This window comes from Microbacterium sp. SL62, assembly GCF_026672635.1.
GTDB classification, from domain to species: domain Bacteria; phylum Actinomycetota; class Actinomycetes; order Actinomycetales; family Microbacteriaceae; genus Microbacterium; species Microbacterium testaceum_A.
This window is the reverse complement of sequence record NZ_JAPPRM010000003.1, coordinates 53,516-79,243: the sequence shown is the minus strand read 5'-3', so window position 1 is coordinate 79,243 and position 25,728 is coordinate 53,516. Positions and strand designations below refer to the sequence as shown.

Annotated in this window: 24 protein-coding genes and 3 pseudogenes; 14 read left to right on the top strand and 13 right to left on the bottom strand. The window is 64.5% G+C overall.

The annotated features are described in order from the left end of the window. Positions 1 to 71: 71 nt before the first annotated feature. Together OVA26_RS17285 and OVA26_RS17280 are read left to right on the top strand one after the other, a co-directional pair. Positions 72 to 485 carry a MerR family transcriptional regulator gene (locus OVA26_RS17285; protein WP_268105234.1) on the top strand — a complete coding sequence of 138 codons (414 nt, stop codon included), beginning with the start codon at positions 72 to 74 and terminating at the stop codon, positions 483 to 485. Positions 486 to 666: 181 nt separating this feature from the next. Beyond that, positions 667 to 873: a hypothetical protein gene (locus OVA26_RS17280; RefSeq protein WP_268105233.1), complete on the top strand. Its 207-nt coding sequence runs from the start codon at positions 667 to 669 to the stop codon at positions 871 to 873. A gap of 57 nt (positions 874 to 930) precedes the next feature. On the opposite strand, the gene OVA26_RS17275 is transcribed toward OVA26_RS17280, so the two are convergent. Further along, positions 931 to 1,101: an MmyB family transcriptional regulator gene (locus OVA26_RS17275; protein WP_268105232.1), complete on the bottom strand. Its 171-nt coding sequence runs from the start codon at positions 1,099 to 1,101 to the stop codon at positions 931 to 933. A gap of 23 nt (positions 1,102 to 1,124) precedes the next feature. Here OVA26_RS17275 and OVA26_RS17270 point away from each other — a divergent pair. Further along, positions 1,125 to 1,451: pseudogene (locus tag OVA26_RS17270) on the top strand (STAS domain-containing protein); the annotation flags it as partial. 540 nt (positions 1,452 to 1,991) lie between these two features. Here OVA26_RS17270 and OVA26_RS17265 read toward each other — a convergent pair. Together OVA26_RS17265 and OVA26_RS17260 are read right to left on the bottom strand one after the other, a co-directional pair. Continuing rightward, positions 1,992 to 2,609, bottom strand: coding sequence for a hypothetical protein (locus OVA26_RS17265; RefSeq protein WP_326493386.1), 618 nt, complete (start codon positions 2,607 to 2,609; stop codon positions 1,992 to 1,994). 385 nt (positions 2,610 to 2,994) lie between these two features. Next, positions 2,995 to 3,231 carry a helix-turn-helix domain-containing protein gene (locus OVA26_RS17260; protein WP_326493385.1) on the bottom strand — a complete coding sequence of 79 codons (237 nt, stop codon included), beginning with the start codon at positions 3,229 to 3,231 and terminating at the stop codon, positions 2,995 to 2,997. 352 nt (positions 3,232 to 3,583) lie between these two features. Here OVA26_RS17260 and OVA26_RS17255 point away from each other — a divergent pair, with 352 nt between their 5' ends. From OVA26_RS17255 to OVA26_RS17245, 3 genes are all read left to right on the top strand, one after another. Then, positions 3,584 to 4,189: a DUF1349 domain-containing protein gene (locus OVA26_RS17255; RefSeq protein ID WP_268105231.1), complete on the top strand. Its 606-nt coding sequence runs from the start codon at positions 3,584 to 3,586 to the stop codon at positions 4,187 to 4,189. 146 nt (positions 4,190 to 4,335) lie between these two features. Then, complete coding sequence (locus OVA26_RS17250; protein ID WP_268105230.1) at positions 4,336 to 5,313, top strand: LLM class flavin-dependent oxidoreductase; 978 nt, start codon at positions 4,336 to 4,338, stop codon at positions 5,311 to 5,313. A 252-nt stretch (positions 5,314 to 5,565) separates the two neighbouring features. After that, positions 5,566 to 6,858, top strand: coding sequence for an MFS transporter (locus OVA26_RS17245; protein WP_268105229.1), 1,293 nt, complete (start codon positions 5,566 to 5,568; stop codon positions 6,856 to 6,858). Between the two features lie 172 nt (positions 6,859 to 7,030). Here OVA26_RS17245 and OVA26_RS17240 read toward each other — a convergent pair. From OVA26_RS17240 to OVA26_RS17230, 3 genes and pseudogenes are all read right to left on the bottom strand, one after another. Continuing rightward, positions 7,031 to 8,224: pseudogene (locus OVA26_RS17240) on the bottom strand (IS110 family transposase); the annotation flags it as partial. Positions 8,225 to 8,936: 712 nt separating this feature from the next. Continuing rightward, positions 8,937 to 9,374 carry a hypothetical protein gene (locus OVA26_RS17235; RefSeq protein WP_268105227.1) on the bottom strand — a complete coding sequence of 146 codons (438 nt, stop codon included), beginning with the start codon at positions 9,372 to 9,374 and terminating at the stop codon, positions 8,937 to 8,939. A gap of 247 nt (positions 9,375 to 9,621) precedes the next feature. Continuing rightward, a complete protein-coding gene (locus OVA26_RS17230; RefSeq protein ID WP_268105226.1) occupies positions 9,622 to 10,659 on the bottom strand; it encodes a PDDEXK nuclease domain-containing protein in 1,038 nt (345 codons plus the stop codon). Between the two features lie 48 nt (positions 10,660 to 10,707). On the opposite strand from OVA26_RS17230, the gene OVA26_RS17225 reads away from it, so the two are divergent. Next, positions 10,708 to 11,052, top strand: a complete 345-nt coding sequence (locus tag OVA26_RS17225; RefSeq protein WP_268105225.1) for a histone-like nucleoid-structuring protein Lsr2 — start codon at positions 10,708 to 10,710, stop codon at positions 11,050 to 11,052. Positions 11,053 to 11,126: 74 nt separating this feature from the next. On the opposite strand, the gene OVA26_RS17220 is transcribed toward OVA26_RS17225, so the two are convergent. Continuing rightward, entirely contained in the window at positions 11,127 to 12,704 is a 1,578-nt protein-coding gene (locus tag OVA26_RS17220) for a sensor histidine kinase (RefSeq protein WP_268105224.1), read from the bottom strand. A gap of 949 nt (positions 12,705 to 13,653) precedes the next feature. Between OVA26_RS17220 and OVA26_RS17215 the strand changes: the two genes are divergently transcribed. From OVA26_RS17215 to OVA26_RS17205, 3 genes are all read left to right on the top strand, one after another. Further along, on the top strand, positions 13,654 to 13,977 hold the full coding sequence (locus OVA26_RS17215) for a hypothetical protein (RefSeq protein ID WP_268105223.1): 324 nt from the start codon (positions 13,654 to 13,656) through the stop codon (positions 13,975 to 13,977). Positions 13,978 to 13,984: 7 nt separating this feature from the next. Further along, positions 13,985 to 14,866, top strand: a complete 882-nt coding sequence (locus tag OVA26_RS17210) for a hypothetical protein (protein ID WP_268105222.1) — start codon at positions 13,985 to 13,987, stop codon at positions 14,864 to 14,866. 309 nt (positions 14,867 to 15,175) lie between these two features. Continuing rightward, a complete protein-coding gene (locus OVA26_RS17205; RefSeq protein WP_268105221.1) occupies positions 15,176 to 15,691 on the top strand; it encodes a GNAT family N-acetyltransferase in 516 nt (171 codons plus the stop codon). A gap of 42 nt (positions 15,692 to 15,733) precedes the next feature. Here OVA26_RS17205 and OVA26_RS17480 read toward each other — a convergent pair whose 3' ends face one another. Continuing rightward, positions 15,734 to 15,958, bottom strand: coding sequence for a GNAT family N-acetyltransferase (locus OVA26_RS17480; protein WP_442786084.1), 225 nt, complete (start codon positions 15,956 to 15,958; stop codon positions 15,734 to 15,736). A gap of 9 nt (positions 15,959 to 15,967) precedes the next feature. Then, positions 15,968 to 16,240, bottom strand: a pseudogene (locus OVA26_RS17475) (manganese catalase family protein); the annotation flags it as partial. Positions 16,241 to 16,456: 216 nt separating this feature from the next. Here OVA26_RS17475 and OVA26_RS17195 point away from each other — a divergent pair. Next, positions 16,457 to 17,038 (top strand): helix-turn-helix domain-containing protein, encoded by a 582-nt coding sequence (locus tag OVA26_RS17195; protein ID WP_268105220.1) that lies wholly within the window; start codon positions 16,457 to 16,459, stop codon positions 17,036 to 17,038. 39 nt (positions 17,039 to 17,077) lie between these two features. Next, positions 17,078 to 17,647 carry a nucleotidyl transferase AbiEii/AbiGii toxin family protein gene (locus OVA26_RS17190; protein WP_268105219.1) on the top strand — a complete coding sequence of 190 codons (570 nt, stop codon included), beginning with the start codon at positions 17,078 to 17,080 and terminating at the stop codon, positions 17,645 to 17,647. A gap of 59 nt (positions 17,648 to 17,706) precedes the next feature. Here the strand turns inward: OVA26_RS17190 and OVA26_RS17185 are convergent, their stop codons facing one another. The 4 genes from OVA26_RS17185 to OVA26_RS17170 all read right to left on the bottom strand — a co-directional run bounded on the left by OVA26_RS17185 (position 17,707) and on the right by OVA26_RS17170 (position 22,853). Beyond that, entirely contained in the window at positions 17,707 to 18,111 is a 405-nt protein-coding gene (locus OVA26_RS17185; RefSeq protein ID WP_268105218.1) for a hypothetical protein, read from the bottom strand. Further along, the gene (locus OVA26_RS17180) at positions 18,108 to 18,992 is read right to left on the bottom strand and encodes a ParA family protein (protein ID WP_268105217.1); all 885 of its coding nucleotides are present in this window, start codon (positions 18,990 to 18,992) and stop codon (positions 18,108 to 18,110) included. Before OVA26_RS17180 ends, OVA26_RS17185 begins: the two co-directional genes overlap by 4 nt. 1,034 nt (positions 18,993 to 20,026) lie before the next feature. Then, on the bottom strand, positions 20,027 to 21,901 hold the full coding sequence (locus OVA26_RS17175; protein ID WP_268105216.1) for a hypothetical protein: 1,875 nt from the start codon (positions 21,899 to 21,901) through the stop codon (positions 20,027 to 20,029). A 649-nt stretch (positions 21,902 to 22,550) separates the two neighbouring features. Further along, positions 22,551 to 22,853, bottom strand: coding sequence for a hypothetical protein (locus OVA26_RS17170; protein ID WP_268105215.1), 303 nt, complete (start codon positions 22,851 to 22,853; stop codon positions 22,551 to 22,553). Between the two features lie 384 nt (positions 22,854 to 23,237). Between OVA26_RS17170 and OVA26_RS17165 the strand changes: the two genes are divergently transcribed. Both OVA26_RS17165 and OVA26_RS17160 read left to right on the top strand, forming a co-directional pair. Then, a complete protein-coding gene (locus OVA26_RS17165; RefSeq protein ID WP_268105214.1) occupies positions 23,238 to 23,810 on the top strand; it encodes a hypothetical protein in 573 nt (190 codons plus the stop codon). Further along, on the top strand, positions 23,810 to 24,958 hold the full coding sequence (locus OVA26_RS17160; protein ID WP_268105213.1) for a hypothetical protein: 1,149 nt from the start codon (positions 23,810 to 23,812) through the stop codon (positions 24,956 to 24,958). The genes OVA26_RS17165 and OVA26_RS17160 overlap by 1 nt, the downstream gene beginning before the upstream one ends. Positions 24,959 to 25,728 lie beyond the last annotated feature (770 nt).

The window sequence follows — 25,728 nt, the reverse complement described above, 5'->3', positions numbered from 1 at the left end:
CCGGGGTGCCCCGGGCGAAGACAACCTTCCACACTGGTGTGCACACCATGTCAAGTGGCAGACTCAGTTCCATGCTGCTTCCCGAGGTCCACGTCGACGAGCCCGTCACGATCAGTGTCGCCGCAGACCTCCTCGGCATCACCGTCGACACCATCCGCTACTACGAGAAGGAAGGCATCGCGCCCGCGCCCGACCGTGGTCCGGACGGGTGGCGACGGTACGACACGGCCGCGTTGAGCTGGCTCGCCGGAACGGTGATGCTCCGCGGCACGGGGATGAGCGTGCAAGAGATGCGCGAATACGCGGCGGCGTACCGGGCCGGTGCTGATCATGCCGAGCGTCTTGCGCTCCTCGAACAGCACCACTCGGCCGTCCTCGCCCAGCAGGCCGAGGTCCAGCGTCACTTGGCGGCGCTGGAGCGGAAGATCAAGGCGTACCGCCAGACCATCGTCGCGACGAGCGACAGCGCCCGACCGGCTGCCTGACGGCTCTGTCGGGTCAGCCGTCGGCTTGTGGGGGGCGCGATCAAGACACACGCATCGCTGCGAGAACGACGATCTCTGCGGAAGTGCCCACAGGGATGACTCCGCCGAAAACGATCGGTTTTGCGCCGATCTACGTCGTGAGGGGGAGGCTCATCGCTGAGTGCGCTCGTAGCGTCGGAGCATGGTTGCGAACGAGAAAAGTCCCGCATCAACGACGGTTTGGTACTTCGTGGGTGCGACGTTTGTTTTCGCGCTGCCGATGATGCTGTTTCCCGGCATGCCGTGGTGGGCGCGCGTGGCTACGATCGCGTTTGGGGGTGCATTTATTGCCGCCGGCTTGTGGCAGCTACGGCGCGAGGCGAGAGGCAAGAGCGATCGACAGGAGTAGTGCAAAACCGATCGGTTTCGCACCACCCCGCGTCGGGAGGTCGGCGGCGGTCCGACGTCAGCCTTTGGAGGCGCCGATTGTCCTGAGAAAGTCGAGGGCGTTCGCCGCATCCGATCCTCCGGGGGCGGAGTAGAGGACGAGGGTCTGGTCGCGGTCGGCTAGGTGCAGATCATCGCAATCGACGGTCACGGCGCCGATGACGGGGTGCGTGAAGGTCTTGGTCAGCATCGGTACCGGCTGGATGTCGTGCCGCTCCCAGAGTCGCGCACTTCGTCACCGTCACCCGCCTCATCGACGAAGACGCCTCCGTACCCACGGTCAGCTACACCGTCGACGGAGAACTGTTCTTCGCCTCCAGCAACGACCTCACTACCCAGTTCGACTACGCCGGTGACCCCGACCGCGTCGTCATCGACATGTCCCGCTCCCACATCTGGGACGCCTCCACCGTCGCAGCCCTCCACGCAATCGTCACCAAATACGAGCACCACGGAAAACGCGTCGTCCTCGAAGGCATGAACGAAGCAACCACCCAGTTCCACGGACGTCTCAGCGGAGGCCTCGGCAACGGCCACTGACAAGACCCCACAGACCGGATGGACGTCACCCTCCCCCTTGGGTGGCGTCCATCCGCACTTTCTAGGACGTTGCGCCACCCTTGCTAGCGAACCATGGGGACACAGGCCCGCATAGCGATCCCTTTAAGGACAGGAGCGCGGTTGCTAACTTTCGTTCATGTCGATGACGAACGCGCAACGCGAAGCCCTCCAACAGATGTGGGATACCGCGGAGGATCTCGATGGTTGGAGGCTTCGCGTGCAGCAAGTCGAGGAGCCTCAACCTGGAAGCGAGCTGGCGGTCGATGACAAAATTTTCGAGCACATGGCTACTAGCCAGATCGCGAGGATGTCGCTCGCTCTGGCAGGTGAGCATCTTCGTTTGGCGCTAGATGCGATCAATGCCGGTCAGCTTTACCCCTCTTCCCATTTCACGGTGCTTCGAGGGGCTTTAGTCGGCTCATCGCAAGGGGTGTGGATGCTGGCGCCGGACTCGGGAGAGCTTCGTCGCGAACGGGGCCTAACGGTAATCGCTGAGATGTACACACAACTGGGGAAGTACTACACCTTCCTCGGGACCACTCCGTTGACCGCAGAGGACCAGACGCGCCTCGAAGACCAGCGAGCATGGCTCCGTGGGCGCCAAGCAACGGTCAAGGCTTTGAGAAGCACGACGCCGGCTCTCAACCTCACCGAAGTGATCGCGGCAGCTGCCGACTCGGCATTCTCTGATGAGTCTCGCCGTTTGGCGACAAGGGGCCTGTGGCGGCAGCTCAGCTCCGACGCCCACGTTCTCGGCTGGTCCCTGATCCAGGAGCACCGCGAGCAGATGATCTGGGCGGTGATGTCTCCGACGCACTGGCAGAGGCGTCCGAGCGGATCGCCGATCTTGCGGGATTCGTGGGCTCCCGCTGCGCAGCGCAAGTCGACGTCGTACAGATCGAGGGAATGCTCACCGATCTCCATGTGGGGGGTGCAGTAGCTGCGGTGCCACATCTTGGAAAGGAAGATGCTGTTGTGGGTCCCGTTGACCTCGACCCAGCGGCGCCAGGCCGCGTCGAGCTCGTCGGGGTGGTGGTAGTCGGTGACCAGCTGACCCAGCGGCATCCCGGTCCATTCCGGCAGTCCCGCCATGTGGTCTTCGTGCATCAGGTCGTCGATCATGTCCATCAGCGTCACGGTCTCTATCCCTTCCCCCTCCACGTTTTTTGCCGTGATTCTCAATCAGATTTGTCAAGCCAGCGGGGGTGGTCTGGCTCGGTCGTTCTTCCTTCTCTCCCAGCGTTTTTTTGCCTGGAAGGCACGTAGTGCCGAGCAGGGTCGGAGGTGGGAGCGCAACCCGGAGGGCGGAGGAGGAGAGGTTGTCGGCGCGATGTGAGGGAGCGCAGCGACCGCGTGCCGAGAACGTCGGAGGAGCCGGCCGCGCAGCGGCTTGCGTGGACGCCGCAGGCCCGTACGCTGCCGAAGGCTTCCAGGCAAAATGTGCGCAGCGCTCAGCACAGCCTCTGACCGGAGGTCGGAGTCTGATCGGGTCCGTGCTCTGCGACGCTCGTCGCGGCGGCTGTCAGTGGTCTTCAGTGAGGTGGCGGTAGATCGTGCCGCCGGAGACGCCGAAGGTCTCGGCGATCTGCTGGACCATGTAGGTCTTCTCGTCGTACATCGCGCGCGCCTGCTTCGCCTTCGTGGGCGTCATCTTGAAGCGCCCGCCGCCCTTGCTTACGCGGGCTCTAGCGGCGGCGAGGCCATCGTGAGTTCGCTCCACGATGAGGTCGTGCTCGAGATCCGCGATCGCGGCGAGCATGGGGAAGACAGCCGCCCGCCCGGAGTGGTGGTGTCGGTCGTCTGCGGACTCGGTCTCAAGATCCGATCTCCGATCTCCGATCTCCGAAGTGTTGCGACCGGTCAGCTATCGCCCTAACGGAGAGCCGTGGGTCGGCTCAGAGTGGGCACCTTCATTCATCGGGCAACCACGAAGGTCGCTGAACCGCCGTGCTTTACGATCACCCGCAGCGCTGGGTCCCGCAGAATCACTTCCATGCCCGCGTGCACGCGTTGGACCCACTCAACCTTCACTCTGAACTCGGCGGCGCTACCCGAGCACTTCGGCGTGAGGCATCCCGAAGATCGAGTCTCACCCCCGATAGGCTGCGGTTATGCGCATTCCTACCCTTCCGTTCGACCTCCTCGCATCGGAGGGGTCGGTCTGGACTGCCACGTCGTCAGGTATTGAAGGAGCCGCCCCCGCGGGAACGGATCTCTTCGTCGATCCCAGCGGGGACAGCGGTGTAGCCGCGGAGACTCTGCTCAACGCCCACACACTTCTGGGTACTCCGCCAGAGGGCGATTTCACCTTCGCTGCCGAGGTGACGCCCGATCTTCGAGCGACGTTCGACGCGGGGGTTCTGCTGGCGTGGGTCGACGAAACCAACTGGGCGAAGCTGTGCTTCGAGCGCTCTCCGGCGGGAGAAGTGATGATCGTCTCGGTCGTCACGAAAGGGACTTCGGATGACGCCAACGGGTTCATCGTCAATGCTCCGAAAGCACGGCTTCGTCTCGCGCGAGTAGGCAACGTTCTGGCGTTCCACGCGCACGACGGAAATGGTTGGCGTTTCGTCCGCGCGTTCACGCTGCCGGGAGCGGCGACCGAGGTGTCGGTGGGTTTCGAAGCGCAGAGCCCGACCGGAGACGGATGCCGAGTCTCGTACGCGGACATCGCGTTCGAACGTCGAACCGTCGCCGACCTGCGCAACGGCGAATAGTCCGTGTAGAGGTGTTTCGCTCCGCTAGGACCCCCCGCCGTTCTGGTGACAGTCGGCCGAGGGGCCGTCAGCGGTCCGTGTGAGTGCTGTTCGCCGCCCTGCTGAGGGCTGCAACAATGGAGGAACACCCACGCGAAAGGTCAATGATGATCACTTCTTCCAACGTCGGGGTGATGCTCCCTCGCGACCTTCCGGCGAACACGGTGATCGCGTTTGCCCAGCGCGCTGAGGACCTCGGATTCGACGAAGTTTGGGTCGTCGAGGATCTCGGTTTCCGTGGCGGAATCGCCCAGGCTGCCGCTGTCCTCGCGAGCACGAAGCGGGTCACCGTCGGCGTAGGCATTCTGCCGGCCGGCTCGCGCAACGTGGCCTTCGCGGCGATGGAGATCGCGACTCTGGAGGAACTCTTCCCCGATCGAGTGGTCATCGGTATCGGCCACGGCATGCCCGACTGGATGCGCTCCGTCGGCGCGTGGCCAGGCAGCCCCCTCACTCTGCTTCGCGAGTACACGATCGCTCTGACGACGTTGCTGCGAGGAGAACCGGGGCCAGCTGCCGGCCGCTACGTCGACGTCGCGGGCGTGCGCCTGGAGACGGTGCCCAGCACGCCGCCTCCTATCGTGTGGGGCGTGCGAGGTCCGAAGTCGCTGGCCGCGGCCGGCCGAGTCGCCGACGGCATCGTCCTCGCGGAGCCGGCAACCCCCGAGTACATCCGCGCGTCAGCTGAGACTGCAGGACTGGACGCCGGGGTTCCGAACCGCACTGCACGACTCATCACTTACGACATCGCCGCCGTCGCACCCACGGACGCCGAAGCACGTGAAGTGGTGCGGTCACCGCTCGGCGTCATCGGCGAGAGCGACTGGTTCCCTCACATCGCCCCGTTGCCGTTCGCGTCCGAGTTCGTCGCGCTTCGCGAACGCGCAGGCAGCGCTGAAGCCTTCGCCGCCGCGCTCCCGGACGAGTGGATCGACACTCTCGCCCTCGCCGGCACGGCAGAGCGCGTCCGCGACGGTATCGCCGCCCGGCACGCAGCCGGGGCGACGTGCGTCGTGCTCACACCCATCGGATCCGACAGCCTTCGCGCGCTCGAGAACCTCGCAGCCGTGCTTCCTGCTCAGTAGGACGGCCACGTCCCCGTTCGGCCTGTGCTGAGGCAGCTGCCGCGGCGGGGCACCACGACTGCGCAGGATCCGCGGAGTTTTGGCCCCGTGGTGGATCCCACGGCACCAGTGCGTCGCCGTGCATGCTGGAGCAAATTTCCGAGTTCCGCCGATCCCGGCTCGCCGTGACGCAGGCCGCTCGTGCCTTGACCGTCGCTACGCGCCCCACTCTCTCCGACGCCTACGGGCCGTCCAACCTTCTGAAGGGAATACGTGTCCTCCGCCTTGTCTCGGCGCCGTCTGGCGTTGTTCGCGCTGTTCTTCATCCCCGGTTTCTCGATCGCCTCCTGGGTCACCCGTACCCCCGCGATTCGGGACCTCCTCGGCGCCTCCACTGCTCAGATGGGACTCGTGCTCTTCGGCTTGTCCGTCGGCTCCATGATCGGCATCCTCGGCTCCGGACCCCTCGTGGCCCGTTTCGGTACCCGCCCCGTGATCCTGTTCGGAGTAACTCTCGTCGTCGTGAGCATGCCCACCGTGGGCCTCGGAGCCGCCGTGTCGAGCGCCGCTCTCACGACCGTGGGTCTCGCCCTGTTCGGCCTCGGCATGGGCAGTACTGAAGTCGCGCTGAACATCGACGGCGCCGACCTCGAACGGGCCATCGCCAAGCCCGTCCTCCCCGCGTTGCACGGCTGCTTCAGCCTCGGCACCGTCATCGGGGCCGTCGCCGGCATCGCCTTCACCGCCACCTCCTTCTCCGTCGTCTGGCATCTCGTCCTCGTCGGAGTCGCCGTCGGCGCCGTCGTCCCCCTCGCGATCCGCCACATCCCCGGCGGCGTCGGGCAGAGCGCGCGAGCCGACCCGCGAACGGACGCAGAGACGACGGTGAAGCCCGCCCCCGTCTGGGCCGACCGCACACTGCTGCTCATCGGCGTGATCGTGCTCGCCATGGCCCTCGCCGAGGGTACCGCGAACGACTGGCTGCCCCTCGTCATGGTCGACGGACACGGCTTCACCGCCGCGTTCGGCTCCGCGGTCTACGCCGTCTTCGCAGCCGCGATGACCATCGGACGCTTCGCCGGCGGCTACTTCGTGCACCGCTACGGCCGCGCCGCAGTCCTCACCGTCAGCGCCGCCGCCGCCACCGGAGGGCTCGCCCTTGTCAGCTTTCCCGACAGCCAGATCCTCGCCGGCGCCGGAGTCCTTCTCTGGGGGCTGGGCGCCTCACTCGGCTTCCCCGTCGCCCTCTCCGCTGCCGGCGACTCCGGGCCCCGCCCGGCCGCACGCGTCTCCTTCGTCGCGACCCTCGGCTACGTCGCGTTCCTGGTAGGCCCGCCCGCCCTCGGTTTCCTCGGAGAGCACTTCACCCTCCGCGCGGCACTGATCATGCCCATGATCCTCGTCGCCATCGCGATCTTCGTCGCCCCCGCCCTCCGCAAGCGGACCACCACCGACTCCCTCCCACTCGACACGACGAACCACGGTGGTGGAGCAACGACCTCACCTCGCCGGTCAGCAGCTTCTCCGAATGGAACACCTGACGCGCTCAACACCCACGACCGGTAGAAGATCATTCGTGAGGCTGCATGGGGGGCTGTGCACCCTGAGCGTCGACCTCCGACAGGATCCAGGCCGAGCTCCACACCTAGCCGCGTCAGGCGGCCGCGAGGGCGATGGCGGGTCTGCTCCTCGATCGCGATTCTGGATCGTTCTGCAGAAGCGGGGTGACGGGGTCATTCGGCCGTGTCGGGGTGGGGGTGGGGGTGTAGGCGGTCTGGTCGCGGAAGATCGCCCAGATGACGTTGATACGGCGGCGCGCAAGAGCGATCAGCGCTTGCTTGTGTGACTTGCCCTCTCCCCGTTTCCGTTCGTAGAACGAGCGCGAGACCGGGCAGTGTTTTGAGGCGATGAACGCCGCCTGGAAGCAGGCGTTCAACAGCCGCCGGTCGTAGCGCCGTGGCCGGTGGTGATTGCCAGAGATCTTCCCGGAGTCACGCGGCACGGGAGCGAGGCCGGCGAAGCTGGCCAGCCGGTCGGGTGTCTCGAACGCGGCGAGGTCAGTGCCGGTCGCGGCGAGGAAATCCGCGGCGAGCCTGCGCCCGAACCCCGGGATCGACACCAGCAGATCCGCTGATCTGCTGTCCTGCAGAACGGCTTCAAACTCCGCGTCGAGCTCGGCAACCTCGTCGCGGATGCGGAGCAGATCCCGCGCGGAGCGGCTGACCAGCCGAGCTGCTGCCTCTTCCCCCACAACGACCGATGTCTGCTCGCGAGCAGCGTCGACCGCCTTCTTCGCGACGGCCGCGGACTTCCAGCAGCCCTGCCCCTTCAACCACGCCGCCAGCCGCGCCTCCCCCATCCGCCGGATCGCGGACGGCGTCGCATACCGAGTGAGCAGTACCAGAGGCCCCCTGGTCGTTGCGTAGTTGAACGCCCACTCGAGCGATGGGAAGTAATGAACCAGGGTCGCGCGCAGCCGGTTCACGGCGCGGGTACGGTCGTGAACCAGGTCTTCCCGCCGCGCAGAGAGCAGGCGCAGCTCCGCCGTAACTTCGTCGGCCTGGCGCATCAGAGTCACGTCTCGCCGTGTCCGCGCCTGGTCGGCGATGATCACCGCGTCCTTCGCATCCGTCTTCGCCTCGCCCCGATAGGCGCCCGAGGCGTGATGAACGACGCGGCCCGAGATATAGAACAGCGGCTGCGCATGCGAGCTGAGCAGCGTCTGCAGCAGCCCAGTCCCGCCGTGGTTCAGGTCCGTTGCCCAGGCGACGTCGGTACCACCCGGCAGGGAGGCGACGTCGCCCATCAGGGTCAGGATCGCCGTCTCGCGGTCCTTGAACCGCTGCGACAGCAGCTTGGTTCCGTCGCCGTCGATGACAACGCAGTGGTGTTCGGTCTTGCCGGCATCGATACCGGCCCAGAGTTGGGGCACGCAGGGTCCTTCCGTTGAGGGGTGCGGTGCGCCGTGAACGACCGTGCCGGCATGTCCTTACGGAGCGATCTGGTCGCGTTTCTCAATGAGCGGTCCTGCCGTTGCGGGGTCCCGGGCGGCTAATCACGGCATGCCATCAGGCGGCTGAAGGCGGTCAGCCATACCCGAGACCCCTGGCGCGTTCCGGAGCCTACAACTGCCCCGAATCCACGGAAATAACGGTAAGGAAGGCGGTTTTCCGCCATAGCAACCGAAGGGTGCAGTGCAACCCGAAGGGCGGCGCAGGAGAGAGTTTCGGCGCGAAATAAGGGAGCGCAGCGACCGCGTGACGAAAGCCTCGGGGAGCCGGTGGCACGACCACTTGAACGAGCCGGGAGGTAGCTACGACCGCAGCGCAGCGAAGGGAGCCGCCGAAGGCTTCAAGGCAAAAACGGGCCTTCAGGCCCTAGCTATCGACAAGCTCCGTCTGGACGTCAACCATCGGACGCCGGCTCCGTCCGGCGTCGTCCGCTCAGAACTCAACCCTCGTCGGCGGTGAGAGCCAAACTACCGCGCCGCTGCAGACCGCACGCCGATCATCGGTCATCTGTCAGGTGCGCGAGGTCAGTCGATCAAACCGGTGACGGCCGCACGCCGTGGAGACCTCCGGGAAGGCTTCACGTCATGCCCCTCGGGAACACGCAACGACAGGCGCTGCGTGCGAATTGGTGGTTTAGGCCTGGTCAGAGTCGACCTCGTATGTGTATGCGGCCGGCGACACACCAAATGTGGCGAGAACCTCGCGCAGGTCGTAGGAGCCTGCGCCAACGGTGAAGCGAACTCGTTTCGTCGAGGAGATCTCGCTCGCAACCCGGTCAGCGTTGAAGGAGTTGACGCCGTCCTGCAGCAGGATCTTGCCGCACTCTTCGCTCACGACTACCACCTGGGGACCCGACCCTCCCCCGCCTTTGAAGGAGCCGCTGGATTCTGATTCCCTCGAGGCGCTACGGACGTCGCACGAAATCACCAGGTGATGGGCGTCGTCGTATGCCTTGATGCCAAGGGGGATGACAAAGAACAGCAGCGTGGGGATCACGACCACCAGAAGGAGGATGGTTATCCCGACGACGGGGCGCTTACGCTTGATGGGAGGAGAGGGAACGTCGTCCACGTCGCGACAGTACCTCTTTCGGCTCAATTACCGGGTACCTGTCATCAGTGGGCCATCGTTGCCTCGAGCTGTCGCATCCGGCGCACCGCAGCCTTGTCCGCGAAGGCGAGGACGAGTTGCCGGCGGCCCCGCAGCATTTTGCACCGCACCTTCTTGCAGAAGGTCGTGGGGTTTCATGTGCGCCAGAGCCGCACCGCTCGCACGAGTCGGCTGCGTTCACGCCACCGGATCCTGCTGCGCTTCGCGCTCACGTCTCGCTGTCTGGGGACAGGTTGAGCTCGTCCGCGAAGGCACGGGCGATCGCGCTCTCGTCGGGCAGCGCTTTCTGGGCTTCTTCGGTGAGCTCGTATCGGCTGACGGCGACGGGTTGCGTGGTGGAGGCGAGGGCGTATCGGACCACGGTGTCGTTTTTGCCTGCGACGAGGAGGATGCCGACGGTGGGTTGGTGTTTGTCGGGGATGCGGAGGTGGTCGTCGACGACGGCGACGTAGAAGCCGAGTTGGCCTGCGTCGCGGGGGTCGAATCGGGTGGTTTTCAGTTCGATGACGACGTAGCGGAGCTGTTCGACGTGGAAGAAGAGGAGGTCGACGAAGAAATCGTCGCCGTCGACGTCGAAGTGCACTTGGCGTCCGACGAACGCGAACCCGGGTCCGAGTTCGCGCATGGTGTCGAGGATGCGGTCCACGAGACGCTGCTCGAGCTCGCGTTCGGAGACGTTGCTGTCGACGGCGAGGAACTGTAGGGCGTAGGGGTCTTTGGTGAGTTCTTGTGCCTGGTCGGAGTCGCGGTGTTCCAGGGTGCCGGCGAAGTTACTGGGCGCTGCAGCTTCCCGCTCGTGCAGGTGGGTGGTGATCTGGTGGGCGAGCACGGACCGGCTCCACCCGTGGTGCGCGTCTTTCGCGGCGTACCAGTCGCGCAGCGTGGGCTCGTCAAGTTTGTCGAGTAGTTCGATGACGTGGCCCCAGGGCAATAGTCCAACGGGTCGTTGGACTATTGCGGTCGGGTCGGGCCATGCCTCGGCAAACCGTCTCATGTAGAAGAGGTTTGCCCGTGAGAACCCTTTCATGGTGGGGAATTCTGCGCGGAGGTCCGCCGCGAGGCGGGTGAGGATCTTGGCGCCCCAGCCTTGCTCGGCTTGGCGGGTGAGGATGGTGCGTCCGATCTGCCACCACAGCTGGAGGAGTTCGTTGTTGGCTGTGCGTTGGGCGCGGAGCCGCGCATTGTGGACTTGATTTTTCAGCTCTTCGAGAGTGGATGCGTACTCGGTCGGCTCCATCTCGCTCATCCCTCTAGCTTCCCATCCCCCAGAGGCGCCACGTGGGATGATTCCGTTATGGCCACTAAGCATGTGACGCAGCTCATCGACGATCTCGACGGCACCGTGTTGGAGGAGGGCGACGGGCAGCAGATGGCGTTTTCTGTCGACGGCCGCTCGTACGAGATCGATCTTTCCGAGAGCAATGCCGCGGATCTGCGCCGTGCCTTCGCGCCGTATGTCGAGGCGGCTCGTTCTATTGGATCCGCAGGTCCTGGTCGTTCGCGGCGCGGTTCGCAGCCCAAGAGCAACGTCGATCTGAGCGCAATCCGTGAGTGGGCCCGAGCAAACGGCCACACCGTCAGTGATCGCGGCCGCGTCCCTGGATCCATCGTCGAGGCGTTTCAGGCTGCGACTGCCTGAGAGCAGACATAGACGGGCGCCGTTCGAGCGGGTCCTTGCTGGTGCCTGGCGTCGTGGTGGCCCCGTTCGGGTTCTCAGTAGCGCATGGGCGTACCTGGGGGTATGGAACGTGCGGGCACTTGCAGGGTGACGGTCGCGTCGAGCCCGGGGGTGCTGTTGATCCGGATGGAGCCTTGGTGGGCGATTGCTATCGCGCGAACGTTCGTGAGGCCGAGGCCGAAGCCCTGTATCTCTCGGGCGCGGGCGTATGGGGTTCGGTAGAACCTGTCGAAGGCTCTTCTTTGTTCCGCTGCGGTGAGCCCGGGACCTTCGTTGCGTACGGCGATGGTGGCGTCCGCTCCGATGACGCCGTAGGTGAGCGTGACGTGGGAGTGGTCGTTGCCGAACTTCACCGCGTTGGTCAGCAGTTCCACTGTTGCGACCGTCAGTTGCTGTAGGTCGGCGTGGGCGTTGCCCGCCCCCAGGCACTCCGTTTCGATGCGGATGCCGCGTGAGCTCGCGATCGGCTCGACTTGACGTGCTGCCGCGCGGGCCACTTCTGCCAGGTCAAGGTCGACCACATGCAGATTTTTTTCTGTGTCGCTCGCGGCGAGAAGGTTGCTCACTCTGTCGAAAAGATCGTTTGTGCGACGGGTGATGACTTCGACGTAGCGGCGGACGGTGGCGTTGTCTTTCGGTACCGCGTCCTCGAGGAGATCGAGGAAGCCGGTGATGCTGGTCATGGGGGTGCGGAGTTCGTGAGAGACGGTGCGTAGGAACTGCTCGCGTACCTCAATTGCCTCAGCGAGCTCGGTGATGTCGGAGATAACGATGACTGTTCCCAGCACATACCCGTCCCGGCGGCGGACCTGACTCGAGGACGTGAGAAGCGCCGCCTGCGCATCGATCGGCCCCCACCATTCCAGGTGGTCCGTGATGGTCTCCCCCGCCAACGCGCGCGGAATCAACTGGGAGTGGAAAGGGACCGGTGTTGATCTGTCGTCCGCCAGGACCTCGGGACCCACGTAGGGCGGGTCGTGAAGCGAGAACCCGGCACGCTCCGCGTACCCGTGCGCGAGAGGGTTAGCGACGTAGAAGCGCCCGTCCGCGTCGTAGAAAGCCACGCCGGCGTTCACCGTGTTGAGGATGCCGAGGGCGACGGCTTCCGTGTCCTGAGCATGGTCGAGCGCCGCAGCCTGGTCTTGGTACGCCAGCGCGAGACGTTCGGAATTTTGTCGTAGGTGGCGAGCGGCGAGGAAGATGACCACCGCTACACCGACGATGAAAGTGGGCAAGGTGACTACGTTTGCCCATTCGATCGCGGTGGAGGGCCAGGTGCCGACGTACGCGAAGCGGTATGAGGCGATGAAGCCCGCTCCGACGACGGCGATCACCGTCCCGTACCAGGGGAAACCGTACGCCAGCCACATGGTGGGAAAGACGGAAAGGACCGACACTGCGGGGACGAATGGGAGGAGCTCCGCGCGAAGTAGGGCCACTGCCACGATGTCCACGACGGCCACCGTCATCATCCACGAAGGCGCGAATTTTTCCCACGGCACGGCTATCGCGGCGACTGTCGCCAGCACGGTGAGCGCGACGCCCATGACGAGAGTGAAGGTGTTCACCGTAGTCGGCAGCGCTCGCACCGTGATACTCACGAGGAAAGCCACGCCCAGCACGAAAGGCAGCTGAGCCCGGAGGAAGACTTGCGCTCGCCCCCGCTTGCTCGCTTCCATCTCAAATAATGGCACCCGGGCCCACCTCCGTCTAACTGACGTTGATCGCGTGGAGATGCTGACCACAGACTGCTAGCTCATGCAGCCAGGAGCGGTGACGTGCGCGCCGGTCCCAAGCAAGCTCAGCTCCTCACCTGTCGCCCTCGCTGCGACATGTGCACGCGAGCGGGGTTGAAGCGACGGGCCGACCGTCACGGAACGGGAAATCGAGCTTGCGGCGAGGCGTCAGACGAGAATTCTACTTGTTCCACCACAGTTGCGTGGTGTAGTAAGGCTGGCCTTTCCGGATGCTTTTCACGCAACGCGTCGAGCTGCTCAGGACCTTGATTCCCTCCGCGGCCAGCACCCCTTCTTGCAATGCGGTCCGCGCCACGCAAAGGGCCTGCGTAGGCGTGGAGTACCCCCATCCCAATGGCACCGCCGCCTGAGCCGGCGAAACGGCCAAGACGGACCCTACAAGGACCGCACCAATGATGCCCGGTGCGGCAACCTTGTCCTTCAAAATCCTCATGTCGTTCTCCCCCTCGAACTTTTGACACTTAATCCTGTCGAGGTGCTGGTCGCATTTGCAACGCCTGGAGCAGATCCGACCCTCGGGTCCACGAAAAGCGGGCCCACTCACCCAGGGGAATGCTGATGAGGAAATCTTAGACACCTCCCTCACAAAGCGTCCCCTCCCCCTCCTCTATCCTGCGACGCCGTACTGTCGCAACCGTGCGTCAAAAAGACCGTCGACAACTCCACCCTCCCGGATTTGGTGCTTTTCAAAGCATGCATCGCAACAACTACCAAAATGAAACACCTGTTGCACGTAATGACCTCCTACGAAACACTCAGCACGTGTGGGGGCTCACCTCGCTACGTCCGAAGAAAAGGAATTGCGATGAAGAAATTGACCAAGATCGTTGTCACGGCCGGCCTGGGGGTTGGCCTGCTCATGACGGGAGCGCAAACCGCTTCCGCCGCGACGTTCTACGACAACATCAACTACAGCGGCGTCCTCGAGACCCGCACCAGCGGCAATCTCACCTACTCCGATCGGACGTCCTCGATCCGGAACACGGGGTGGGCCACCTACTGCGAGAACAACGGCTGCGCCGGCCGCACCGTCCGCCTCAACGGCAGCTACAACGATCTGCGCGCGGTCAACAGCGGCCTGAACTTCGGCGAGACCTGGAGCGACCGCATCAGCGCCGTCAAGCCGTAAGCACTCCATGAAGCAGCTCTTCAAAGGGCTTGCTCTTGTGGGGTTGGGGGGCATGGTTATCGCGTGCACCCCAACCCCACAGGGCGGTTCGCCCGCCAGCCTTGAACGCGACACGACAGCTCATGTGAGCCTGGACCAGCAGACCGGGCACATCGTCTTTCCGCTTTCTGAATACGACCTGTCCGCGTCGGCATCCGACATCGGCATACTCAACCAGGCACTGTTCCTGCGAATCGAAGTCTGCATGAATGCGCGTTCCATGCCTTTCCGTGCAGGTCGCGTTGACCCGGGTCCCCCGCTGGACGATCGGAACTTCGGCATCTGGTTCGAGCCGGGAGCTCAGACGTGGGGGCTGATGCGGCCACCCGACCCCGTAACGGACGCGTTCCAAGCAGACGAAGACGCCGGGGGTGAGAGATGGTCACAGGCAGTTGACGCGTGCAACGCAGAGGCCGAGAGTGACCCCGATGCGGCCGGCTTCATCCCTACCCAAGACAAGATGTTCGACAGCTTGGCTCAAAAGCTCAGCACGACCGCGATGCGCGCGGCGATACGAACAGCGGAGTGGGGTGCGATCCGCGACAAGTGGTCAGAATGCCTGACGGCAAACGGTCTCACCGCGATGGATAGTGAAAACGATTGGATCTCCGTCGAGTCGCAGACCGCACTCGAGAACGGCGATCCCCCCGAACGAATCATTCAATTATCGAGCGTCGAAGCACACTGCAACAACGACTTACGCATCACCCAAACGGCCGGGGATATTGTCGCTTCCTTCCAGGTTCCGCTTATCTCGGCGAACCAAGCCGCCCTGGATGATCAAGAAAAAGAAAAGAATGGGTACCTCGCGGCTGCAACAAAATACATTGATCAGCGGAAGCAGGGCTAGCTGGTTCGCCGCCTCAGGCGGCGGTGCCGTCCGGGTGGGGATGCAACCCCTTCACAGGCCATGTGCATCGCGAAGACGGCCTTGAAAGAGGGGGCGGTGGGTGCGAGATGCTGAGCAGCTCGACCCGTTGTGTGAAGAGCATCCGAGGGCATGGCTTACTACAGCACCCAGCTCTGGTGGAACGACTGAGAGCTCACGACCACTAACGCTTCGCCCGTGGCGGGGCGGGGATGCGCGGTCGCCGCTCGTCTGGCGATCGCCGTCTGCGCCAGTCAGTGAGGGAGCGTCTCGCCCTTTTACACTCGCAGAGTGGGAGTCGTCGTGCGCAGTGCAGGACCGCAAGATTTCTCGGCAATCGAGTCAATAGAAAACGCGGCCGATCAGCTCTTCATCCGGCGGTTCGAGCCGAGCGACTGGCCCGGCGCCTTATCGGGTGCTGACCGTGCAGCGACGCCGGGTTTTCTTCTCGTCGCAGAGCTGGACGAGACAGAAGTCGCCGGTTTCGTACACGTCTTGGAGGTGGAGGACATCTGCCATATAGAGCAGCTGTCCGTAGCGCCGTCGCACGCGCGTCAGGGGTTAGGGCGGGCGCTTCTCGATGCCGCCAAGCAGCAGGCCCGCAGGCGCGGGTACAGCCAGGTCTCCCTGCGGACGTATGCCGATGTTCCCTGGAACGCTCCGTTCTACGCGAGTGCCGGCTTCATCGAGGCTAAGCCCGTGACGGAGTTTCACCGGTCTCTTGTCGGCGTTGATTCCGCGCTCGGCCTCGATGCTTTCGGCCGTCGGGTCCACATGGTGGCAATTCTGGACGCGTCCCCCTCGTGAGCCCCGGTGCCGGTTCCCTTGTCACCGCCGGCCAACAATGGGCTATCGAATACTCTCGGCCAGCGTCTTGCTGTACCACCGGTCGGAGTACGGCTCGTCGTTGAAAGCGTCGACGCGCCCAAAACCGTTCCGCTCGTACATGGCACATGCCTCCGCGAGGGCAGCGCGAGTATCGAGCCGAAGCGTGGTGATGGCCCGCTCTTGGCAGGCTTCTTCGACGGCGTGTAGCAACTGCGCACCAATCCCCCGCCCTCGATGTGCCGGCAGCGTGAAGACCTCTTCGGTGATGCCGAGCGGCGACTTTTCGAGCAGCTGGGCGATCATGATCGCGAGCATCTCGACGTGGCCCATCTCTTCAGCGCCGATGCCGAACACGAGGTCGCGGTACTTGCCGGGCATGTGCATGTTCCAGGCCTGGAACTGGTATTGCATCGCGACGGAGATCTCGCCGTACTGTCCACCGAGCACCTCCTGGAGCTTGCGGGCGTAGACCGCGTCGGGCTTGTCGGGGGTGGCTTTGTGTTGCAGTTCTTGCCGGTGGAAGTACATCGTGTTCTCCTCGTTGCGCCTGGGGGATGGTGCCGACCCGGGCATCTGGTCGACGCGTGCCATCGACCAGACTGCCGATCCGGGTAAATGCACACGGGGGTTGTGGCCCACCCATCAGTGCGTGACAATCGCGCGCCGGGGTGCCGCTCCTCCCCCGGCAGCGTCGGAACCACGAACAACTGCGAGTGTTATCGTTTTAGATAACGGAGGTGGGGCATGAGCCTGACGAATTCTTTACGGAGGGCGCGCAAGCGCTCCGGCGTGAGCCTTCGAAGTGTTGCCACGCGTTCGGGTGTGGGGGCGAGCAACCTCAGCGCGATCGAGAACGGCCGGCGCGACCCGACGTCGTCGACCGTGGACCGACTGTCCTCCGCGATCGGGATCGAATGGGTCCCGGTTGCAACGCAGGGGCGGGCATCGGCCGCACGAGCGTTGGAGGACATCACGCATGCCGAGGCTGAGGGTCAGGTGGCTCAGGCATACCGGCGGTTCATCCAGCTCGCCAATGATCTCGCCTCTGCCGATGCCGTGACACGGGTTCTCCTCTCGGCGGAGAAACCAGAGGATGTGCCGTCGCGCTGGCTGGATGCTGTCGCAGCTCTCCTCGAGGTGCGTTTGCGGGAAGTGTCTGCTCCCGTCCCGTCGTGGGTGCTCGAACAGGGCGGTCATCCAGACGCCGTGTGGGAGCCGCAACGTGGTACCCGCCCGATTGCGTTGTCCGCCGACCACGCCCAGGTGCTCCCTGAATTTCTTCGCCGAGGTGTCGCGATCGAGCAGGGCGAACTGGTGAGCGTCTAGTGCACCTCTCCTTACGGCTGCGAACACATGACTAGCCTGTTGACCCGCGATGACATCATCGACGGGATCCGCGAGATCATCGCACGCCTCACGCACGCCGGTGTCTCGGCGACCATCAAGATCGTGGGCGGTGCGGCCGTCGCGCTCACCATCGACGGGGACCGCCCCGCGACTGTCGATGTGGACGGTCCCTTCAGCCCGCGGGAGGCCGTTGAGGCGGTCGCCGTTCAGATCGCGGAAGAACGTGGCTGGCCGTTGGACTGGGTCAACGACAAGGCGAAGATTTTCCTCCCGGATGGGATGGGACGCGGCGCCGAGTGGGTGACCCTTTACGACAAGGACGGCATCCTTGTCCAGGCAGCGTCCGCGGCGATGCTCTTGGCCATGAAACTTCGCGCGGCCGAGCGACGAGGGCTACGAGACCTCGGCGACGTCGACGTGTTGCTGACGGTCCTCGGGATCCAGACGGCCGATGAAGCCGAAGATCTGATGAACGAGTTCTTCCCATCCGAAGACTTATCCCCTCGGACGTACGACCGAGTGCAGAAGCTGCTCGACGGGGAGCCACGCGTCGGCTCCCGTCCAAACCTTCCTGATCTCGCCCCATAGATCTCATGGACCCGTATCGGTCTTGATAGACGAGGCGGCCCATCGAGTATCGCGTGCGGTCAGCTGCCGATGGGGCGGCCGGCGCGGAACTTTCCCGTGTGGGGTGGGAAGGCTTCTCCCCCGTTGAACTCGTCGGCGAGGCGCTGCAGTTCGCGGATGATGGCGCCTTCGGCGAGGGCGTTCAGGGACGAGTACCCGCCGGCCACACCGGCGGTGCGGAGCACGGCTGTCTGCGCTTCGGCGAGGACGCTGGTGTGCAGCTGGAAGGTGCGGGCAACCTTCGGGTCGGCCGGTGCTGCCACAGGGGCCGCGGTCGGGGCCTGGGGGGTGTGCGCGGCGGGGACGACTGCCGGGGTGTCCGGTTCCGGGGTGGTCGCGGAGGTGGGGACGATCGCTTCCACGTGGGGAATGAGGGGGAAGGGGGCGGCGGCGCCGGGACGCTGCCGGGTGCGCGCGGTGGTCATGCTGCAGCCTCCTGGGGGGCGAAGTGGGTGACGAGCTGGGATGCGACCGCGTCGTACAGCGCGATCGCCTGCTTTTTCTTCCGCGCCGGCGGAACATCGGTCAAGGACGCGGCGTACGAGTCCGCGTCGGAGAAGATCGACCACAGCGGAACGTAGCTGGGGCTGAGTTCGCGGTCCCCGAACCCGGGGATCTCCTCCGTGGTCCGCAGATCCCAGAGGAGGTGGCCGAAGCGTTCCCGGAATCCCTCGAGCTGGGATTCGTGTTCGGCTGTCCCCCGGTACATGTTGACGAGGATCCCGGCGACGTGCAGGTCGGGGTTGCCGAGATCTTCGCTGTGCTGGGCGACGAAGTCCGCGGTGCGGATAGCCGCTTCGGCACTGGAGTACTCGGGCTGGCTGACGATGACGACTGCGTCGGCGGCGGCCATGCTCATCTGCACCAGGTGGCCGAGGCTGGGTGGGGTGTCGATGAGGACGAAGTCGTAGCTGTCGGTCCACCCGTCCAGAGCTTTGCGGAGTCGGCGTACGGCGCCGACCTGCCCGGCTTCGTTTTCGCGGTTGCCGAGGTCGAACCTACTGGGGACCACGTCGATCCGCTGCGCTTCGACGGTCGGCTCCCCCGCGTCGTTCACCCACCCGCACGCGACGACAGCGCCTTCCGCGGCGCCCTTCTGGTTGGCGACGATGGCTTCCGAAACAGTGGCGGTGGGCTCCGCCACGTTCCATGCGGCGCCCAGCATCCGACTGGCGTTGGCCTGAGAGTCCATGTCAACGACGAGGACCTCGAGCCCCCGACGAGCGAGAGCGGCCGCGGTCTGCACCACTCCCCCACTCTTGCCCACGCCACCCTTGTGGCATCCGAACATCACCGTCCGCGTCATTCCCCGCGCCCCTTCCTTCACAAACATCTGCAACAACGATTGCAACACTAGTATAGCAACTGTTCTTATAGTTGTTATAGTCAGATTAGAACAGTTGTGTTGCACGTCGCTTGCGAGCCCGTCCGCACGCGCCCGAACAACCGGCAACGAGACAGCCGCTCCAGCAGTGACCTCGAACGGACGGGGTCTTGTAAAAACAGTTTTTTAACAACCGTTGTTTTTCTATGTGCGTCCAGCACAGCGCTGAGGTCGGAGCGTCTCCCCTTAGGACGAGCCGCGTCTGTCCGCGACCCAATCACACTTATTACAACGGTTGTTATGTAACCCTTGTTATAGGTGTTTTACTCGGCTCCTGTCATGCGAGGACCGGGGGTCGGAACGGTAGCCTCGCGCAGTCGCAGCAAGGTTTGCCTCCGACCTCGCCCCTACTCATGAAGCCGTTCGAACCCCCGTATATCGACCCGTATCCGAGCCCAAAATGCGTCGAGCACCTTTTACTGGAAAGTTGGATTCGCAATGATTGCATTGCAAGTGTTGTGATGCACCTAATTCCATGTCAACGTGGGTCGTCCGAACGGCCCAGTGCACGGCCCGTATCCGGGTTCCAAGCCCCTCGAACACCCCCACCGTGGAAGTCAATCCCGACATGCGTGCAATGTAATGATTGCATTGCACGTTTTGCAATACACCTCTGCGGTCTCCGTGTGGGAGCGCCATCTGAAACAGCACCGTTCTTCGTGCGAAGCCGCGTAGAGACCGACACCGAGCTCGGTCGTGGGGGAGGGGCCTGTGCAGATGGGACTGGCGCCACGGTGCGATCGGCCGTTGAGTCGAGTCGCCGACGGGCCATCGGGGGACTTCTCCACAACGACAGTTCACCCGGAGCAGCAGTGGAGTGAGGGCTCCTGGACACGTTCGACGCGGCGACGGTTTGTGCTCCGTCTTTTGGCTGGGCAGCGGCTCAGCCGCCGGCGGGATCCCTTCACGGTCACTGGGTATCGTCTTCGTCCGGCCAATCCGTCACGGCATTCCGACTAGGCCACGGCGGTGAGGGTGGGGGAGTGCGCCCCTGCTTCCACGAGAGCGATCGCGTCGTGGTGTAGGGGACGTCCGTTGGGTCCGCGGGGGTAGCGCGCGTAGTCAGTGCGGTCGTCTTGTCGGAAGAGGACGACGCCTGCGGGGGCGCGGCGGCCGCGGCGTTTCTTGCGGCGTTTGCGCATCCAGGCGACTTCGGCGCTCCACCACGCCCATCGGCCACGCTCGAGCTCGTAACGATGCTGGCGGTCGGCGAGATAGCCGTCCACACCGAGATCGACAGCCACGGTGTCGGCAGTGTGGGGGTTCAGGGAACGAGCCCAGCCGCTGGGGACGCGGACGGCAAGACCGTGTTCAACGAGGCGGTAGAGGTGTCGGCGGGTTTGTTCGCCGTTGAGCCCGGTGGCCAGTTGCAGCTCGTCGAGGGTCTGGATGGTGTCGGGCTGGAGGTGGGTGTAGATGAGGCCTGCTGTTCGTCCCAGGCTGTGGGGTGCCGCGAAGGTGTCGTGGGCGAGGGGGCGGAGAGCGTTGGTGAGGTGGGTGAGCCAGGGGCTGCGGGCGGGGGTGGTCGGGCGTGCAAGCACTTGTGTCCGGTTTAGTCCCTGAACTTCTGTGGAGAACTTTTGGGAGAGTCGGTATCGCTGCCCGTGAGGGGGAGTGGGGTCGCCGATGCGAACGATCCAGGCCGATTCGGGATCGTCGCCTTGGGGAGTGGCCAGGGTGTGGAGCGCGGTGGCGACGGTGGTGCGTCCGTAGCCGGTGTCGGCGGAGAGGCGCCGAATGTCGGCTTCGACGACGTGCGAGACCGCTTGAAGGAGATATAGGCAGAGGGCGTCGAGGACCGCTCGGGTGCTGTGAGTGCCGGGGTGGGTGCGGGCGGTGCGGGAAGCGCGGTCTGCTCCCCAGAGGCCGGGGAGGGAATCAGCGCGCTCTTGGGCACGCTGGACGGCCGTGACGACAGAGGTCTGCCGGGCGGGAAACTCAGGGTCGGCGCCGTCTCTGTCGATGGGGTGGGAGGCGACGTAGCGGACGGCGAGTTTCCACGCCCCGTCGAGGACGCGCAGGCGGTTTTTCGCGCTGCGGGGAACGCGGCGGCCGCCGCTGCGGGCGCGCGCGGTGCGGACGTGTTCGAACGCGGGGGAGGCCTCTGCGAGCTCGGCGATGTCGTCGTAACGCCATCGGGCGTGAGCGCAGCCGGCGAGGACGGTTGCGAGCGTGTAGGAGGCGTCGGTGCCGGCGGGAGCGTCGAGCATCATCGTCAGGCGGGGGCTGAGGGGTCGCTTGGGGCCCTCAATGTACGGGTGCCCGTCGGCGTCGAGGCGTTCGCCGCGGACGGGGGCGGTGTTGGGGATGTGAATTTCGGCGCCGAGGTCGATCAGGAGGTCGTGGAGTTCGCGGACTTGGTCGGCGTCGACGCTGCGGCTGAGGAACGCCCTGAGGGAGCCTTGGGGGGTGGAGATACCGCCGTGTCGGTGAGGGGAGAGCGGGGGCCGCACGCAGCCGGTCACCGGGTTGGACAAGGGCTTGATGTCTAGGGAGGGCATGAGGGATTGGGCGAGCTGCGCGATTGTCTTGACGGTGCGGGCGTCGACGGGCTCTTCGAGGTTCAGCCACACGTGGCGGCCACCGGAGGGACCGGACTCACAGACCAGGTGGTCGATGTTGAGCTCGTTGAGCCAGTGGGAAAGGCGCCCGGCGTCGTAGCCGGCGTTGCCGCGAGACGCATCGAAGTCGAACGGGATGAAGTCGTAGCGTTCCCGGTCGCGTGACAGGTACATCGCCCACGGTCCCTCCGGGACGGTGTCGTCGATGCGGTGCTCGTGGTCGTAGTCGTTGGTGGCGTCGCCGGCGACCGTGTGCGCAGCGGCGCGCACACGTCCACGAGGAGAAAGAGCACGCGTCAAAGCCCACGCATCGTGGGACGTAAATCGCGACACGCGCGGGCGTGACGACGAAAAATCTAGGACTTCAACGGGAAAGCGCGTTACTATGGCGTCATCACCTCCTCGGTGGTACAGCAAGGGCCGGGTTCCACCCGGTAGTTGTTTCCCAGTTCAGAGTCGGAGTTTGGCGACTGTGTGACTCTGAACGTCGAATCTTGAGGGGCCCGCCGGAAACGGCGGGCCTTCTTCGTTTTAGGCGGCGTCTGTTCGGGCCTCCAAGTCCTTGAAGTCGATAGGCATGGGTTCTGGCACGGGCTTGGCTACCAGAGGCAGCCCTCCATCCTTAGCCAGGACAGCTGCGAGGGCCTCGAGGTAGTAGGCCATGGAGACGCCGCTCTCGCGTGCCGCCGCACGATACGCCTCGAGAGTGTGCGCGGGAACTCGCCCCTGCAGCAGGGGCATGTCGTTGACGCCTATGCCGTATACGCGGCTCCGTGTCGTACCCATGTCGCCCATCCTGACGTGCATACGTATTGATCCCCGGCGACACGCCGCTTGTCGGTTAATCCACGAACGTCGTTAACGCGCACGCCTTGAGACGCTCGCGAGCCGCACTAAAGCGGGCCTAGTCGTGGGCGATCTAGCCGAGGACGAACGCCACAAGAAGGGCAAGGTCTTCGGTGACTTTGGCACGGTCCACCGAATATGTTGCCGACCGCGAACCCTTGCCCTTGGCCACGTAGCCGAGACTCCCTAGATCTTCTAGCGCGTCGCGGAGCGTTGCGTAGCTGAGATCGGTTGCGTCAAGAATGTCCTGCCGCGTGGCCTCGGGGCGGTGAGCAAGGTAACGAAGTACCTTCACGCGGGTCATAGTGCTGATCGCTCGTTGCGCCCGCTCGGCGCGCTCAGGCATGGCCTCGGGCGCTCCGGTTAATCGCGGCATGTCCCCATTGTGCCCTCACCCGCATATTTCCCCCTTCCTATCGCCGGTATTGCACGCCGACCGAATGATCGTATAGTGGTTTAACCACCATACAAGAGCCGCAAATAAACGCAATGACCGATTGCGCCGGGGATCGCGGCACGGAACAGAACGGTTTAAGCAACAGCATCGATTGTTGCCGTCCAGGTCCACAGGTTGCGTCGAACCAGTACGCGACGTGGGCACATGATGCTCAACCATCCGGGAGGAGCGGCTCGAATGACCCCTTCGCTAGGTGCCGTCGACCAAGCAGGCGGGGCGTCGATGAGGCAGGCCGCTTCGCGCGAAATATCCAGCCGCGGCAACGACAGGGGGCTGCCCCCCAAACGGGGGACAAATGTGCGAATGTCCGAGCCTGGTGGTAAATCTATACGCCGTCCAGAAAACGCAGTCTCGATGTTGATGGCGCACTCGTGGGGGGTGGAGTGGTTGGAGAGCGGGAATGAGGAGCTGTTCGTGGCGACGGACCAGCGGGGACCGAGGTTTACGTCCTGTGCGGGTAAGCGTGATCGTTTGGTGAGATTTGTCGCGCAGCACCTCGATCCCACTGACTGGGAGACGCTCCTGGCGCTGGCGTGGGAGTCGTCGACCGAAGAGCGCGAAGCGGCGTTGCTTGGATTGAGGGTTCGTTCGTATCGGGAGGCTTTGTCCCGGGTCAGGGCCGTCGCGGTGACGGTGCAACTGGTGCTGTTGCGTGGCGAGGACGGGGGCGCTCTCCCTTTCGAGGACGTGGTGGCCCGTGCGTGCCCGCTCGAGGGCATGGGGGATGTCCTTGAGTGGCTAGATGGCGATGGTGGTTCTGCCCGCGAGGCGTCGCGTCGTCTGGGTATCAGCGTGCGCGTGGCGCGCGGTCGGCTTTCGACCGCCAGGTGTCTTCTTGCGATCGCAGAGGCGGTTGCTGAGGAGGCGGCGCTCTGATGTCCGCACCGGTGATGGCGGGGGTGAAGGTCGCCGCCGGTTCGAAGACCGGTCGGCGGTTGCTCACCGTGATTCTTGGAACGCCGGTCTTGATGGCGGTCGGTGCGGGGATCGTTGTGGTGATGCTGGTGAACGTCGTCTTCGGCGGCGGAGCGGCGGCGAGTTTTGGCGCTGGCTGCGTTCCTCAGCTGGGGTTGGTGGAGAAGGTTCAGCAGGATCTTCCCCGGTTCACCGTTGAACAGCTCACGAATGCTGCGGCCATCATGCAAGCTGCGGCGGAGGCGGGTCTCCCCCGGTCCGCGCAAGTGCTTGGTGTGCAGGCAGCGTTGCAGGAGTCGGGGCTGCGCGTCCTGGGGTACGGGGACGCGATCGGTCCGGACTCGCGAGGACTTTTCCAGCAACGCGACAATTGGGGATCTTCGGCGGTTCGGATGGACCCGGCAGCTTCGGCGGGTCTCTTCTTCGGTGCGTTGAAGCAGGTCCCGGGGTGGGAAGCCCTGCCACCGGAGCAGGCCATACATGCCGTCCAGCGAAACGAGCGTGCATCCGATTACGTTCCTCGTCGAGCCGATGCGGAATCCATTGTGGCGGCGTGGTCGAACGCGTCCTGCACCGCTCTAGTTCGCGCGACGGCACAGGAGGCTGCTGCTCAGGTCGTGGCTCTGCACGCGGCGGGGAAGGTCACTTACCTCGAAGACAAGATGTGGGAGCAAGTCGTCGACACAGCGAACGGTGTCCCGGCGCCGAATTGCCAAGTCGACGTGCGAGTGCTGCAACTGATCGTCCTCGCGGGGCAGTGGTACTCGGAAGTGCGTTTCAGCGATCTAGGTCGACTGTGCGTGAACGATTGCAGCTACGGCGCCGGGATGTTTTCGATGCACTGCAAGTCACCGGATCTCGCGGTGGATTTCATCAGTCTCGACGGAACACCATCCAGCGGTGCAGACGATCGGTCCATTGATTTCATCCGGCGGCTGATCCCCGTCCTCCCTCAGGGTGCAGGGATCGGGCAGTCGAACTGTCGAAGTTCTGCCGGCGACAGCCTCAAGACTCCGGGGCTTCGACAATTCCCCGATTCGTGCAACCACCTGCATATCGAGCTGCCGCTGTCCGAAGCGCCACTGACGATCTCCCAGCCGGGGCAGTGAGGCCCTGCCGCCTACACGAGCGCCGAACCATCACCTGACGAGGAGGAATCGGATGAAGAGACTGACCGTGACGGCCGCGACAGGGGGCCTGCTTTGCGCCCTCATGGCAGGCTGTGCGCCCCCAACCGCAGACGAGACGCCGGCTCCGACGTCTACCTTCTCGGAGGTACCCACGACGTCGCCCACGCCGTCCCCGGGCAAGGACGTCCCACTCGCTTCGACTACGACGCAGGGAGTGGGTTACCCGGTGTACATGGACATCTGGGACGTCGAGGCGTGGAAGTCCCAGGAAGGTTGCGGGTGCAGCGCACCCGGTGAAACCGCCGAGCTCTACCCCTCAGGCGCGGTGGCCTGGACCATCAAGGTCGACCTATATTCCAGCCCATCTTGGGCAAAGGACGACGGATTCAACGCGTCAGAAATGACTCTGAGTCCATCGTGGGGCCCCGGAGCCCCGGCGCCAATTGTGGCGCCTGAGGGTGAAGCCCGTCCAACAAATCCGGTCGGAGCCGCATGGGGATTTGCTTCCGTGCAGTCTCCATCCATTTTCCCCCGGGGAGAGCGCCGGTCGTTCCTCTTGAGTGTCTACGTTCCACGGGGGGCGGTGAGCTTAACACTCACGCTGCAGGTGCCATCGAAGGGATCGAGATGGACGAACACCCCGATACAGACCTCGCTCGACGTTCCCGTTCCGCAGTCAGTTATCGACTTGATGTACGCGGCCAACCCCGGCGATTGAAAGGAAAGAAACGTGATTCCCGCATTTGGCG